At 62.4% G+C, this 15840-nt stretch carries 6 protein-coding genes; all 6 read right to left on the bottom strand.

What is annotated here, in order from left to right:
* Positions 1-170 precede the first annotated feature (170 nt).
* Complete coding sequence (locus ACIQLF_RS07865; protein ID WP_400296514.1) at positions 171-797, bottom strand: dihydrofolate reductase family protein; 627 nt, start codon at positions 795-797, stop codon at positions 171-173.
* A gap of 88 nt (positions 798-885) precedes the next feature.
* Complete coding sequence (locus ACIQLF_RS07860; protein ID WP_400296512.1) at positions 886-2286, bottom strand: DUF1990 family protein; 1401 nt, start codon at positions 2284-2286, stop codon at positions 886-888.
* A gap of 7 nt (positions 2287-2293) precedes the next feature.
* The gene (locus ACIQLF_RS07855; protein WP_400296509.1) at positions 2294-2617 is read right to left on the bottom strand and encodes a putative quinol monooxygenase; all 324 of its coding nucleotides are present in this window, start codon (positions 2615-2617) and stop codon (positions 2294-2296) included.
* 26 nt (positions 2618-2643) lie between these two features.
* The gene (locus ACIQLF_RS07850; protein ID WP_400296507.1) at positions 2644-3030 is read right to left on the bottom strand and encodes an MmcQ/YjbR family DNA-binding protein; all 387 of its coding nucleotides are present in this window, start codon (positions 3028-3030) and stop codon (positions 2644-2646) included.
* 163 nt (positions 3031-3193) lie between these two features.
* A complete protein-coding gene (locus ACIQLF_RS07845; RefSeq protein ID WP_400296504.1) occupies positions 3194-10201 on the bottom strand; it encodes a VWA domain-containing protein in 7008 nt (2335 codons plus the stop codon).
* Between the two features lie 590 nt (positions 10202-10791).
* Positions 10792-15675, bottom strand: a complete 4884-nt coding sequence (locus ACIQLF_RS07840; RefSeq protein WP_400296502.1) for a DUF5979 domain-containing protein — start codon at positions 15673-15675, stop codon at positions 10792-10794.
* Positions 15676-15840 lie beyond the last annotated feature (165 nt).

Raw genomic sequence — 15840 nt, 5'->3', positions numbered from 1 at the left:
CCAATTTCGCCAGACCAAGCAGCTAGACCCATTCAATCTCGAGCACATCGGTACCGCTGATCACCGAGCCGGGACAGTAAATACGCAAAGTCCAGCCGACCGGCACTTCCTCGAAGCCTCGCATTCCGAAAAGGTTCGTTTCAACGACATGGCCAACGTGCGCAACCGGTTCAGCGGACGTCGGAGACGCCCGTGTAGGTGGCGTAGCTGGCGTCCCCGGTCCGCTCATAGATCAGCAGGGCCAGTCCGCCCGGGGTGGTGGTGCTGCCCGTCAGCCGCAGCCCGGCGGCTGATCCGCCCTCCGGGAAGAGCCTGCGGCCGTGGCCCAACACGACGAGCGCGACCACGAGCCGCATTTCGTCGATCAGCCCGGCGGCCAGCAACGAACCGGCGAGCCTTGCACTCCCGTGGATCTGGAGTTCCCGGCCGGGCATCGCCTTGAGTTCGGCGACTTGCGCGGCAACGTCCCCGGAGAGGATGGTCGTCGGATTCCAGCTGCCCTCCTCCAGCGTGTGCGAGGCGACGTACTTCGGAAGGCTGTTCATCAGCGCGGTGAAGGGATCGTCGGCATCGGTGATCTGCGGCCAGTCCCGCGCGAAGGCCTCGTAGGTGCGGCGGCCGAGCAGCAGCCCGTCGGCCTGCCTCAGCCACTGTGCGGCCTGGTCAATGAAGGCCTCGTCCATGTGCGGAACCAGCCAGCCGCCCTGGGTGAAACCGTCGCTGGTGTCCTCCTCCGGGGATCCTGGGCCCTGCGATACGCCGTCAAGGCTCACGAACTCCGTCAATGTCAGCTTCATGGGTGTCTGCTCTTCCTCGTGGGGTTGCCGCGTCCTGCGGCAAAGCTACCCGACCCCGGAACCGTGCTCAAGGGAAAGGCTCCTGCCCCTATGAACGGGCCAGCTCGCGCGCGGCGGCCACGTACCTGTTGGTGGCGAACCGTTGGGCGGCTTCCGCGACCGGGGAGACCAGCCGATAGAACCTGTTGGCGTGCTTGGAGGCTGCCTTGATTTCCAGGTACACGGACCCGTCCTCGTTCAGCACGGCCGCAAAGGACTCCTCCCCCGTTTCGGGGTGCCCGGCCAGGGTTCCGTAGGCAAACCCGGACCGGGTGGCCTCGTCGATCAGCCGAACCACGCGGCAGGGCGCGGTGATGCGTGCCGGACCCAACCCGAAGCCCAGCTCGACGCGGCTCCCGAGCTGGACGCGCGGGGTGTCGGGACGCGTGCGCAGGCCCGAGCGCCCCTGCAGTTGCCAGGTCAGGATGCCCTCGGCCAGCGCGTCGAAGGCATCCTGTCCCTCCCCCACACGTTCGCGCAGGTGCAGGTGGCTGTAGCCCTCGGGAAACTCGTCGCGCTCGGTCATGCCGACCTCGGGATAGCTCAGGTCGCTCAGCACGCCCAGCCTGAACAGGCGGCGCCGTGCGGCAAGCTCGGCGGGGCCCTTCTTGGCCAGCGCGAATCCAGCCAGGCCCAGGGCCGCCTTGCCGCCCAGCCGGCTGGGCAGCGGGACGGGGCCGATCGCTGCGCGTTCGAGCCCCAGCATCCTGCGGTGGTTTTCCGGCAGGGTGTCGGCGACCGCGGCAAAAAGCAGTTTGTATCCGGGCAGGATCACCGGGTCCAGCGGCGGGTTTTTCAGGAACGAGACGACCTCGGCCACCCGGGGTCCGCCGGCAAGCTCGCCGCGCGCCTCGTACCCGGCAATGGCCGCCTTGAGTTCGGCCTCGCTCCGCGGAGGGTTTTTCACGCCCATGAGTTCGCCGGCGATCGCCCACTCGCGCACGTACGCATCGGCGCCCTGCGGCACCGGCCCGGAAAACGCCTCGTGGCTGCGCAGGAAGGCGTCGGCGAAGGCGATGTGGACCCAGGCGGCGAGGTCGGCGTCGTTGGCCGAATAGGCCTTCTCCTCGCCGGCACCGGTGGTGTACCTGCCGGCCACTGGGACGTGGCGCCGCTGCACCCATCGGCAGGCGGCCCGGGCGGCCTGGGTGTCGCCGTAGGTGAGCGTGAAGATCCAGCGGATGGTGCCGGCCAGCCTGGCCAGCGGATCGCGTTGGTAGTTCGAGTGTTCGGCCACTCCGGCCAGCGCCCCGGGGTGTAGCGCCTGGGTCAGCAGGGCGCGGATGCCCGCGGCCATGGGGCTCATGCCGCCGTGGACCACCCAGACCGCCGAATCATGGGCAAAGTAGCCCGCGTCGTCCCCGCGGTCGAGCTCACGTTCCCAGGCGGGATCGTAGGTTTCCTGCGCGGAAAAGGTCTGGTGCAGCCTGTGCCGGAGTGGCTCGAACATGCCGGTACTAGTCGATCTGCAATTCGCCCATGTCGCCCCAGGAATCGCCGTCGACCTTGCGGGAGACGATCTTCGGGGTGGACACGAGTGCGGGGCGCATGGCTTCCAGTCCGGCCTTGAAGTGGTCGGAGTTCACGTGGGTTCCGGCGGCCTCGTCGTCCAGGAACGCCTCGACGAGGACGAACTCGCTGGGGTCCTCGACGCTGCGGGACCAGTCGAACCAGAGATTGCCGGCCTCGGCGCGGGTGGCTTGGGTGAACGGGGTGGTCAGCTCGATGAACCGCTCCGTGTATTCAGGCTTGGTCTTGAATTTTACGACGATGAAGTACATGTCTTCCACCCTACCCACACGGCGTATTACCCGCGCTCGATCAGGCCTTTCCAGTTAAGAACCTCACGTTCGCTGCGCGGCAGCGAGGCGACCACCAGGTCGTAGGAGTCCTCGATCAAGTCGCGCATCATCTCCGCGTCCAGTCCGGGGGTGATGGTGTTCCAGTGCTTTTTGTTCATATGGTAACCCGGGGTGATCTGCGGGTTTGCTGCGCGCAACTGCTCGGCCAACGCCGGATCGCATTTGAGGTTCAACGACACGACACCCGAGCGAAGCATGAGCAGTCCAAACATCTTGGCCTTGGAACGGTCCCTGCCCGCGACCTTGTAGACCGCCGCTTCCTCGCCGAAGGGGAAGTCCTCGTAGGCGCCGGGCATGTCCAGGCACAGGGTGCGCCACAGTTCGTATTCCACGTTTCCATCCTAGCCACGCGACCGGGCCGTTGGCACCGAACCCGGGCGTTAAACCGACAACCGGTATGAGCCTCGAGGGGGGTGAGGCACATGCCGGTTGGGTGGAAGTCCGCGGCCGGACTTTTATGGGGGGGTGCCGGCCGCGGACGGGCTTTGTTGGCGGCTAGTTCCCTTCGCCCTTGCGTCGACGGGCCACAACCATGAGGCCCGCACCGAGGAGCATGACCAGCGAACCGCTTCCGACAATCCACAGCGTGGCGTTGGAGGCACCGGTCGTGGCCAGCGGAACCGCCGCCTTGCGTGGCGGAATCTGCGTCTCCGTGCCCGGAAGCTTCGGATCCTCGTTCGCAGTGCCCGGGTTCTCCGGGTTCTCCGGGTTCTCGGTTTCCGTGCCCGGCAGTTCCTGGCCCGGAGGTACAACCACCGGAGGGTCGACCACTGGAGGTTCAATGACAACCGGCGGTTCCGGCAGCTTGTGGTACTCCGGGGTCGGGTGCGTGGTGACCGACGGCGGCACGTCTCCGTTGCCGCTGGCCACGTTAACCAGGATCCGGTCCCACATCTCGGCGTTGATGGTGACGGTGTAGGTGAGGGTCTTGCTCTCGCCCACGGCCAGGTCGCCCACGGTCCACACCAGCTTGCTGCCCTCGGTGGCGATTTCGCCGCCGGAGGCCTTCAGGCTCCCCTCGTTGAGGGTCGCCGCCTCCTGCCAGCCGGACATCTCATCGGTGACGATTGCGCCGGTGTAGACGAACTCGCCGGTGTTCTTCACCGTGACGGCGTAGGCGATCTCCTCGCCCGGCCACACGGTCTCGCCGCTGGCCGGATCGGAGGTCTTCACCATCGAGTAGCTGCGCGGGTTCTTCACCGGGGTCGTGCAGTCGCGCGACGCGGTGGTCGAACCGTGGTGCCTCAGCGTCGCCTCGTTGAGGAACCCGCGGTCGTGCGGGGTTTCCTCGGACTCGCAGGTGGCTGCGGCCGAGCCGATGGCGCCGTCCTCCGGTGCGACCTTCACGGTGACCGAGTAGGTCTCGCTGGAGCGTGCCTCGAGGACGCGCGCTTCGGCCATGGCCTCGGACTTCTCGCTGCCCGGGGTTTCCCAGGTGCCATTCACGTCGGTGTCCTTCAGCTCCCAGGAAGCCTCCGTGACGTTCAGGCCCTTGCCGAAGCGCAGGGTGTCGGTGAGGTCGTAGCGGGTTGCCACGTCCGAGTCGTTGTTCACCACGACGGTGTATCCAACGGCCCAGGTGCCGTCCGGGTTCTCAGTGGCGCCGGTCGCCGTCTTGACCACGTTGGCCTCGGGCACAGGGATGTCCAGGCAGTCCTCATCGGTGCTGGATTCGTTGCCGCTGGTCAGCGTGCCCGAGTTCAACAGTCCCTGGCCGCCTTCGGCGCCTTCGGCCGAGCACGTGCGCTCGTCTTGGGCGATGTCGGCGCCGAGGGACACGTTGAGAATCACCGTGTAGGTGTGGGTTGCCCCGGCTGCGAGTGCGACCTGGTTGGCGACCCGGTCGGTCTCCTGATCCTTGCCGTTCCAGCCGGTGTTGGCCGTTCCGGTTTCGGAGGTGACGACGCGGTCGTTGACCGTCACACCGTCGGCGAACTGCAGGGCGTCCGTCAGCGAGTAGTTCACGACCTGGCCCTCGGTGCCCGGGTTGGTTACGACCAGATCGTAGCTTGCATCCCAGGTGCCGTCCCAGGTTCCGTCGGCGGCGTTGTGCTGGACCAATTCCTTGGCCTGCTTGTCGAAGGTCGGCGCAACCGGGGTTGCGCAGGCCTTGTCGGAGGCCTTCTCGCCGTTGGCGGTGATGCGTGCCGAGTTCAGGAACCCGGTGCCTTCCTCGCCCTCGGCCAGCTTGCAGTCGCCGGCTTCCGAGCCGGGGACATCCGTGGCAACGGTCGCATTGACGTTCACCGTGTAGGTGTCGACGGCCTTGGCACCGATCAGCCTGTCGGCAGCCAGTTCCTCGGTGAGGCTCGGGGTTTCAAGATCCCATGCACCCCCGGCGGCGTCGGCCGGACCGGTCCATGAGGCGGAGTTGACCGTGATCCCTTCGCCGAAGCGCAGGGTGTCTTCCAGGGAGTAGCGGCCCAGCAGCGAGGCATCGCCCGTCACGACGACGTTGTAGGTGACGTTCCAGTTGCCGTCGGCGTCCTGGGAGGTTCCCGTCACGGTCTTTTCAACCGTGGGGGCACCGACCTGGATGCAGGCCTTGACGGCTTCGGAGGCCGACTTGCCGGCATCCGGGATCGTCGCGGTGTTGGTGTACGTGTTGCAGGTTCCGTTCTCCGCCAACTCGTCGTCGTTCTTGAACGCCAACGAATAAGTGAACTCGGTGGCAGTGCCCTCCGCGTTCCAGACCGCGGCACCCAACAGCTCGGGTTCCCCAACCGTTCCGGCCTTGTCGTCAAGGACCTGGACGTCGTGGTTCTTCGAACCCGTCTGTTCGTAGGTGACTGCGGCGGTTGCCACGGCGTCGACCTTGGTGCCGGCGATGTTCTTCCAGCTGGCGGTCGCCGTGTTCAGGCCTTCGTAGTCCTCGTTCTCCGGGATTCCGGCACAGACGTAGGGCAGGACGACTGCATTTTCGCCGACGGAGCCGGCCGGAACCAGGACCTGCAGGCCCTTGGTGTCAGGGTCGACATCCTTGGCGTCGATTTCGCAGGCCAGCCCCTTGATGTCGACATCGTCAGCGACGGTCGCGGTGATGTCGCCGGCGGCGAACTCGTTCGGGTTGGTCAGCGTGATGCCGCCGGTCAACGAGTGGTTGGAGTCCTCGTAGCCGTCGGGGGTCGCGGCAACCGCGTAGTCGAAGGTGGCTTCACCGGCCAGGTCGATGTCGACCTTTGTGGGATCGTTGGCCTTCTTGTCCAGCTTCCACAGGTATTCGCGGTCGAAGGATGCGTTGGCGGTCTTGACGATGCCCAGACCCGTCTTGGCGCAGACCTCTACGTCGGCCGTGGCCGTGTTGTTGTCATCGGCGCCGGCCTCTTCGTTAAGCACCGCGGTGTTGGTGAAGGTGGTGCACTTGCCGGCGACGCCCGAAAGCTCTGCCTGGTAGGTGAACTTCTTTGCGGATTCGCCCACGGTCGCGGTGCCGAGTACCTTTTCGGTGCCCGGAACCGTCTTGTCATCGACGACCGTTACGGTGCCATCGATGCTCTTGGCCTGCTTGAACTCGATGTCGGCTGCGAAGTCCGCGGTGCGGTTCTTGCCGTCCACGCCGGTCCACGTGATGGTGGCGGTGTTCTTCCTGCCTTCGTAATCGGCGGCGTCGACACCCTCCGGCAGTTCGCAGTCGTAGGCGACCGTGGACTTGCCAGGAACGACGTTGCCGTCGACCACAGTGGCTGCCGGAACGAGAACGTCCTCTCCGCCGCCGGCCACGGTGCACACGGCGCCGGTGAGATCGGCAACGTCTGCAACGTCGACCTTCATGCCGCCCTGCTGGTTCGGGTTGAACACGTCGATCGAGCCGGACATGGTCCAGTCCTGGTCCTTGTGGCTTTCCTGGGTGGCGGTCACCGCGTAGCCGGCAAGGGCCTTGCCGTTTTCGTCAACGGTGAAGGAAGTCTTGTCGGCTTCCTTGGCAACCTTCCAGTCGTAGTCGCGGGTGAACTGTGCGTCGACGGTCTTGACCACGGTCAGGCCCTTTTCGACGCAAACCTCGATGTCGGCCGAGGATTCGTTGCCCTCGACCTGGTTCTTGTCCCCGTCGATCGTTGCCGTGTTGGTGAAAGTGGTGCATTTTCCTGCGACACCCGCCCACCCAACGTCATAGGTGAAGGTCTTTGGCGATTCGTCCAGGGTCACGGTGCCAAGTACGTGGTTGTTGTCCGTGTACTTGTCATCGGCCACCGTGATCTCGGTGTCGGTCTCGGCGGCCAGCGCGAAGTCAAACGACTTCACGTCGCTGTTTGCTGTGCGCCCGTTGCCCCACGTGGCGCTCGCCATGTTGGTCTGGTCGTTGTAGTCGGCCTCGGCAACACCCGATGCCACATCGCACTCGTAGGCAAGGACCTTGCTCGTACCGGCCGGAATCAGGACTTGGAAGCCTTCAGCCTCGTCGGAGTCCGTTCCCGCGATCGTGCAGGCCACGCCTTCAAGGCTCAGCGCCTTGCCGACGGTTGCATGGATCACGCCGAACTCGTTGGGGTTGGCCACGGTGATCTTTCCACCGAGCTTCCAGTTGGAATCGGTGTGTCCGGCCTGGGTGGCGATCACCTTGTAACCTGCGGCGACCTTGCCTTCACCGTCGACGTTGAAGGAAGACTTGTCGGCTTCCTTTTCGATCGACCAGTCGTAGTCCCTGTCGAAGGCAGCCTTGGCGTCCAGGTCGAGGGTCAGCGGCTTCTCGACACAAAGCGCGACGGTTTCGCTGTCCCGACCGGTTTCGCCATGGGTGGAGGTGAACTGCGCAGTGTTCGCGTAGTCGGTGCACTTTCCTGCTTCGCCAGGCCAGGTCTTGGTGTATTCGAACTTCTTCGGCGCCTGATCGGCGGTGACGACGTTTCCGCCCTCAATGCCGGCCAGGTCGAAGTGATCGTCGGTGACGGTTACCGACCCGTCGGTCACCTTCGGCGAAACCTTGGCGAAGTCGAACGCCTTGGAACCAGTGGCCTTGCCCGTGGTGCCGAAGTAGTTTGCCGGCGTCCAGGTAGCGGTTGCGGTGTTGGTTCCCGCTGTGGCGGCCGTGGTCGTCGAAGGCATGACACACGTGTAGTTGAACGTCGTCGCGCCGGAAGGAATCGTGACCGGGCCTGTAACTGCCGAACCGCCAGCGGTCTTGATGGCACACACTGCACCCGGCAGGTTGTCGGAAAGCGTTACGCCGTTGATGGCAATCGTGTTTGGGTTCTCTACCGTGATGGAACCGGAGACCTTGAATTTGCTGTCAACGGGCTTCCCTGCCTTGACCTCCACGCCGTAGTTGAACTCGACGTTGCCGGTCGCGGAATTAACCGTTTTCCGTGCTGGATCAACGGTCTTGTCGATGGTCCAGTTGTAGTCTCGGTCGAACGTGGCATCCACGGTCTTGGAGACCGACAGGTCCTGGTATGCGGTCTTGGTGTTGGTGAACGTGCAAGTGACGTTGTCGCCAAGCTTCAACCCGATGCTCGGGTTGTTCAGGTCAACTCCGGGAACCGGGGTCGAGCCGTTGACACAGGTGAGGTTGGTCAGGTCATAACCGGCCGGACCCGCGGACTCGGAGAGATTGTAGGTGCCCGAAACAACCGACTTGGATGTTCCGGTCGCTACGTTCTCCAGGTTGGTGGTTCCGCCGGCCTTGATGGCGGAAAGCTTCCAGTCGGAGGCGTTGGCGCCGTTGCCGCCCTTGTTGTCGACCTTCTTGACCAGGGTCAACGAAGTGGGCTCGATCCGGTTGACGACCTTGCAGAGCACATCGTCGCCGATGCCGATGCCGGAGAGCTCGAGTTGACCGGTGGCCAGGTCGACCCCGGCGTTCATCGGGACATTGTTGATGGTGCAGCTTGCGCTCTTCATGTTCCAGTCGGGCTTGGCGGTCTCCTTGATGGTGATGTTCGCGTCGTTCCCGGGTTCGGCGAAGGAAACCTTCCAGGTGGCCTTGCCGTTGACGGTCGACTGCTTTTCGGTGGGCGCCAGTGTTCCAGCGGACGTGCTCTTGGTGGCACGGAACTCCCAGCCGTTGCCTACGCTCTGGTTTCCATCGGCGTCGATTTCAGTCTTTTCCACGGTGATCGACGCGGCGCAGCCCAACCCGTTGGCCATGGCGGCCAGCTGTTGGGAAACCAGATCCCAATCGCTGGTGATCGCGTAGTCGGAATCGCCAATCTTGCCCTTGCCGGTCCACTGCTTCTGTCCCGAAACGGCAGCCAGGTTGTCACCGCCAACGGTGTCAGAAATACCGTTGCCGACACCGAAGGCAAGAATCTGTGTGCCGTTGCCCTTGATCGCGTTGGCGGAGAACATCGCTTCTTCCAACTGGCCGAAATACGTCCAGGCACTGTTGCTGCCTGAACGGCTGCGCGTGGGGTTTCCATCGGTCAAAACGATGGCAACATCCGCTCCTACTGCATTCTTGGCTACGTAGTCGAGGCCGGCATCCCAGTTCGTGTATTGCGTCCCGCTCACCGCAAGAGCCTTGACCCTGTTTTCAAACGCCTTGATGTTGCCAGGCGTTGCTACGAACGAGTTCGTTTTTGGGGAGCCTTGCCCAGTTGCAGGAGCATCGTTGCCGAAAGTGAAGAGGTTGACGTTCGCGTTGGATCCGGAATTGGCCAAAGCCTTGAACATCGCGTTGGCGGCATTCTTGGCGCCGTTGAGTCCGGCAGACCCGGAAGTCGTCATCGAGGTTGAAAGGTCGATCACCAGGGCCACGGATAGTCCCGGTCTACAGGTCGGCGCGAAGCGCTGGTTCTTGATTGATACGGGGAAGAAGCCGTTCGTCGCCCAACGATTGGTTGTAGATCGGTTCACGGCGTTGCTCATGGTCGGGTTGCCTACATTGGAGTTTGCAGGCAGCCCGTCTTTTGAAGGCAACTGGTATGTCTGGTTCTTCTTTAGCTGGGGAGTGCGGAACGCATAGGGAGTTTGGGCGAATCCGTCGCTTCCCGAATTGGTGTTGTTGCCTGTAATCAACGTGTCATTGATGTAGTAGTCGTCAGTCGTCCAACCAGGAACTACCCAATAACTTTTGGTCAATCCATCTTTCGGAACTGTGAAAGAGCAGTCGCCATCGGCATCGACGGTACAGGTGGCCCAAGGTGCACTCACTGGGGTACCGGGGCTATCCGTGGAGGCGCTTGTACCGTTGCGCAATTCAAGCTTGACGCTGTTGGCTGCCGGCTTTACTGGTGTGCCATTTGCGCCTCGTACAGCTCGAACCTTTACGTTGATGACAGCGGTTTCGCCGGTCGCCGTGGGAACAGCCAATGTGACCGGACCGTCGGCGGACTTGGACACGTTCTGCTTCGGTGCTTTTGCGGGCTTCGATTCCGGTTCAACCGTCCTGGCGTCCTTCTTGGCCTCGCCGGTTCCTGGGGTCACGTCGGATTCCTCGACGGCATCGCGCAGCTGCTGCTCAACGCCGGAGTCCTGCTTGTCGACCGTGGCCGCGACAGCGGGATTGAATCCACCGCCGCCGAACATCATGGTCGCAACAAGCGCAGTCGTTGCGGTGGCTCCCACGGTTGAACGGACGAAGCCGTTCCTCCACATGGTGCCCAAGAACGAAACGCGCTGCGAAACGCGGCGGTCTCTTTGCTTACGTGTGGCTTGATCCCCAGATTTGGCGAACACGAATTAAACCCCAATTACCCCAAGGGGCGCGGCAAACACTCAACAAGCACCGTTTTAGGCGGACCGGTCCCATCCAGCCCGCATAGTTTCGCCCAAACCCCAAGTCCGGACGTCCCCCAGTATTCATTTGGTCCCCAGCACCCAATCAATATTGCATGTGCAGCTAACAGCATAACTGGGAAATCCGAATACCTTTCAATGCGTTACTTCCAGCGGCAGGGCCCGAAACAATATGAACCTGCAATTTCTATTTTGGCGATCTGGAAAGAACCACTGTCGACATTCCAAAGGCAATGTCGCTGTCGCCGATGGTCACCATTTTGGACTCTCAAACGCACCATTCCAAGCCGTCGAATCGTCGGATTAACGCAGCAACCGGCCGGGATTCCTCGAGGGGTAATCGAGAATTCCCGGCCGGTTGGCGCTAGGCCGGGGCCGGCGATTTGGGGCGCGCCGGCCTCGGGTGGTTACGGCTGTGGTTAGCTCTCGCTGCCCTTGCGGCGACGGGAAGCAACCACGAGTCCTGCACCGAGAAGCATGATCAGTGCAGCGCTTCCAACAACCCACAGTGCGCCTTCGGATGCACCGGTGGCCGCAAGCGGCGCTTTCTGTTCGGGAGCCGAAACCTGCGTTTCCTTGCCCTGCAACTTCGGTGCGACCTCTTCATGCTTCGGAGTTGTCGGGAGCTGGGTTTCCTTACCCGGCAGTTCCGGGGCCGGCTCTTCAGCTACCGGATCCTCATCCGCCGGCGGCTCTACTACGGCCGGCGGCAGCGGAACTTCGGTTTCCTTGCCCGGCAGTTCCGGGGTCGGCTTCTCGACGACCGGCGGTTCGACTACGGGAGGCTCGACTACCGGCGGTTCCGGCAGCTTGTGGTACTCCGGGGTCGGGTGCGTGGTGGTCGACGGCGGCACGTCTCCGTTGCCGCTGGCCACGTTAACCAGGATCCGGTCCCACATCTCGGCGTTGACGGTGACGGTGTAGGTGAGGGTCTTGCTCTCGCCCACGGCCAGGTCGCCCACGGTCCACACCAGCTTGCTGCCCTCGGTGGCGATTTCGCCGCCGGAGGCCTTCAGGCTCCCCTCGTTGAGGGTCGCCGTCTCCTGCCAGCCGGACATCTCATCGGTGACGATTGCGCCGGTGTAGACGAACTCGCCGGTGTTCTTCACCGTGACGGCGTAGGCGATCTCCTCGCCCGGCCACACGGTCTTGCCGCTGGCCGGATCGGAGGCCTTCTCCATCGAGTAGCTGCGCGCGGTCGGCATCGGGGTTGCACAAGCAGTATCCGAGGCAGAGTGCTCGCCTGCGGTTACCGTGACGGTATTGAGGAAACCGCCACCGGCGGATTCGTTCTCTACATCGCAGGTTGCCGCATCCGAACCGATGATTTCGGCCGGAACCGAAGCCGTGACCTCAACCTGGTAGGTGTGTTGGGCAACCTGTTCGCCCTGGCTACGCTCGATCTTTCGATCGGTGGCGAGCACTGCTTCCTGGTCGGTCCGTTCCCAAGCGGTCCACTCTCCACCCAACTCCTGGTAACGGGCCGAGTCCACGACCATGCCTTCGCCGAAGGTGAGCGTGTCATTCAGCGTGTAGATGCTCTGGGAATCCAACGGGTTTTTCACCGTGATGTCGTAGGTGATCTTCCACTTGCCGCCACCGAGGTAATCGGTTGCGCGAACGGACTTGTCGACATCGACTGCACCCAGATTGCGCTCAATCGGGTTGGTCACGATGACGATGGAACCGTTGGTATCCTCGCCCATCGAAACCTCGGCACGATCGATCACCGGGGTGCCCCAGACGAAGGAAGCGTCCTCCAGAAGGTCCGCACCGGGTGCGGTCTCGTTGAATTCGCAATCCCAACCGAACGGAACCGACCCAACGGTCTTGGTGCCGTCTGCGGCAAGCAGAACGCTGCCGGAAACCGAGCTCGCCTTTACGGACTTCGGCTCAATTTCCAACGGGTTTAGGCAGGTGTAGGTGACCTCGAACCCTTCCTTCTCGCCGCCGGTGAAGCCGGCGGTTTCACCGCTGAGCGTCTTGGCGACGTTCAGGGTGCCCAGCTTGCGTTCGATCGAGTTGACCACGCCGACGTGTGCCGTCTTGTTGGCAGTGATCGTTGCGTTGTTTCCCTCGAAGGCCGCAGGCAGCCAAACGTAGGAACGGTCGTTGGTGTTCGGCGCCTGCTCGGTCGTGTTTTCCGCCACCGTGCAATCGCTTCCGACCAACAGGTCAGCAGCTACGGTCTTGGACTCGCCAGCCTCCATGGACCACTCGCCGCGGCTCGTTGCCCCGTCGTAAATACAGGTCCAAGTTCCGGTGAAGGCGATTCCCTCATCGGCAGCCTCTGCGTGAGCGCCCACGATGCGCTTGCTGATTTCCAGAGCGCCGTATCCTCGGCCAATCGCGTTGGTGACCGTGACGGTGGAACCGTTCGTTTCCGCACCCATTGAAACCTTGGCACGGTCGATCACCGGTGCGCCCCAAACGAAGGAAGCATCCTTCAAGAGGTTCGCGCTCGGGGCGGTCTCGGAGAACTCGCAATCCCAACCGAACGGAACCGATCCAACGGTCTTGGCACCGCCCGCGGCAAGCAGAACGCTGTCGGAAATCGACATTGCCTTTTCATCCAACGGATTCACGCAGGTGTAGCTGACTTTGAAGGATTCACTGTCGCTACCGGCGAACCCGGCGATTTCACCGCTGAGCTTCTTGGTGATCTCCAGAGAGCCCAGCTTGCGTTCGACCGAGTTGACCACGTCGACGTGTGCAGTCGAATTGGCATCAATCGTTGCGTTGTTTCCCTCGAAAGCCGCAGGCATCCACTTGTAGGAAGCGTCCTTGGTATTCGGCGCCTGCTCGGTCGCGTTTTCCGCCACCGTGCATTTGCTTCCGGCCAACAGGTCGCTAGCGACAACCTCAAATTCGTCTGCTCCCAGGGACCAGTTGCCGCCCTGGGTTGTCTCGCCGTAGGTGCAGGTCCAAGTGCCGGTGAAGGTGATTCCCTCATCAACATTCCCCGCGAGATCGCCCGCAATGCTCTTGCCGATTTCCAGACCGCCGTATTCTCGGCCGATCGTGTTGATCACGGTGACGGTGGAACCGTTGGTGCCCGCGCCCATCGAAACCTTGGCACGATCAATCTCCGGAGCGTTCCAACCGAAGGAACCATCCTTCAAGAGGTCCACACCGGGGGCAGTCTCGGAGAACTCGCAATCCCAACCAAACGGAACCGGCCCAACGGTCTTGGTGCCGTTTGCGGCAAGCAGAACGCTGCCGGAAATCGACGTTGCCTTTTCATCCAACGGGTTCACGCAGGTGTAGCTGACGGTGAATGCTTCCTTCTCGCCGCCGGTGAAGCCGGCGGTTTCACCGCTGAGCGTCTTGGTGACGTTCAGTGTGCCCAGCTTGCGCTCGATCGAGTTGACCACTCCGACCTTTGCAGTCTTGTTGGCAGTAATCGTTGCGTGGTTTCCCGTGAAGGACGCAGGCAGCCATCCGTAGGAAGCATCCTTGGCGTTCGGGCCCTGCTCGGTCGCGTTTTCCGCCACCGTGCAATCGCTTCCGGACAACAGGCCGGTAGCAACAGTCTTGGATCCGCCGGCTTTCAGGGCCCACTGACCGGTCCGAGTTGCCTCGCCGTAGGTGCAGGCCCAGGTGCCGGTGAAGGTGATTCCCTCATCTGCAGCCCCGGCGAGCTCGCCCGCAATGCTCTTGCTGATTTCCAGCGAACCGGCTCCGCGGCCAACCGTGTTGGTCACGGTGACGTTGGAACCATTGGTATCCGCGCCCATCGTAACTTTGGGTCGATCGATCGCCGGGGTGCCCCATGCGAAGGAGCTATTCCACAGGAGGTACTGGCGGGGAGCGGTCTCGTTGAATTCGCAGGTCCAACCGAACGGAATCTCCCGAATCGTCCGAGTTTCGCCGGCGGAGAGCCAGGAACTACCGTCAACCGTCTGGGCCTTGGCATCCGACGGATTGCTGCAGACGTAATTGACTTCAAATTCACGGAAGCCCCAGTCGAAGAATCCGTTGTGTGGGTCGATCACGGTCTTGGTGACCTTAAGGTTGCCAAGGTTTCGCTTGATCGCGTTGGTTACAACAATCGTTCCGCCTTTTTCACCTATGTTCTTGAGCTCGGTGATAACCGGCGTCTCGAAGACGTAGGACGGGTCGGTCGACGGAGCGGCCAATTCGTTTTCGGTTGCCTTGCAATCGCTACCAACCGTGACCTTGGCGCCATCGGCAAAGGCAACCTCGGTTGCGGCTTCTCCGGCCTGCTTTTCCCACGTGCCGGTGATGTTTTTTCCGTCGTAGGAGCACGTCACCGTTCCGGAGTACTTGCGGCCACGGTCAACGACTTTGGACTCTCCGTTGAGGATCTTCTGGATCTTCACAGAAGTGGTCTTGGGTGGCTCCACGGTTGAAGCCTGGACCTTGATGTTGAGGGTTTTGTTGCCGAGATCTGTATTGCAACCCAAGGACGACAGCTGCACTTGGATGTCCACACCGTTGTTGGATGCAGCGATCTTTCCAGCTTCGAGGGAAATTCGTGCGATAAACGAGAGCGTTGCATCGGTGGAAGCGGCAGTCAAGGTCAGCTTGACTGTGGACGTTTGGCCGACAGAAGAGATACTGCTTACGGCGACGGTTCCACCGGACAAGCTGTAACTGCCGATAGATTCAATGGCGTCAACCCCACCAACACGAGCCGTGTAGCTGAATGCGAAATCGTTTTTGCCAATCTTCAAGCCGCTCAATGGCACACGCTGATATACATTGGAGCCCGCATTAACAGTTAGCTGGCCAGGGTTGTAGTTCACCCCATCGGTGCCCTGCGCGAATGTTCCGGCTTTGGCCTTGCAGACCCCTCGGTCGCCTGCCGCGGGAGCTTCGCTTGCGTCAGGCTTGTCAGCGGTACGAGCTACAGTCTTTGCATTCTTCTCTTCGACGGGGGCAGCAGACGCTTCCGAGCTCTTCGGAGCTGCTGCAGCGGGCGAAGAAGTTGCCTGCTTGTCGGCAGGCTTCGGAGCTTCGGACGGCTCTGCAGCCTTTTTCGAAACTGACGGGGTTGGCTTCGGTGCTTCCGCCGGCGCTTCCAATTCAGGAGTCGCAGCAGGTTCTTCCACAGGCTTCGCCTCGGGAGCCTGCTTCATGCTTTCGGCCGGGGTTTCGGTTTTGGCGTCTTTCTTTGCCTCGCCGGTTCCTGCGGTCACGTCCGATTCCTCGACGGCATCGCGCAGCTGCTGCTCAACGCCGGAGTCCTGGTTGTCGACCGTGGCCGCGACAGCGGGATTGAATCCACCGCCGCCGAACATCATGGTCGCAACGAGCGCAGTCGTTGCGGTGGCTCCCACGGTTGAACGGACGAAGCCGTTCCTCCACATGGTGCCCAAGAGCGAAACACGGCGGTCTCTTTGCTTACGTGTGGCTTGATCCCCAGATTTGGCGAACACGATTTATACCCCAATTACCCCAAGGGGCGCGGCAAACACTCAACAAGCACCGTTTTAGGCGGACCG

It is taken from the genome of Paeniglutamicibacter sp. NPDC091659, from assembly GCF_044756805.1.
Lineage (GTDB): Bacteria > Actinomycetota > Actinomycetes > Actinomycetales > Micrococcaceae > Paeniglutamicibacter.
The sequence above is the reverse complement of the archived record's forward strand: the minus strand, read 5'-3'. Positions and strand labels throughout refer to the sequence as shown.

What these genes read in the sequence shown, in the direction of transcription:
- ACIQLF_RS07865 (WP_400296514.1), bottom strand. Translation starts at nt 797, where the DNA reads ATGAAGCTGACATTGACGGAGTTCGTGAGCCTTGACGGCGTATCGCAG.
- ACIQLF_RS07860 (WP_400296512.1), bottom strand. Translation starts at nt 2,286, where the DNA reads ATGTTCGAGCCACTCCGGCACAGGCTGCACCAGACCTTTTCCGCGCAG.
- ACIQLF_RS07855 (WP_400296509.1), bottom strand. Translation starts at nt 2,617, where the DNA reads ATGTACTTCATCGTCGTAAAATTCAAGACCAAGCCTGAATACACGGAG.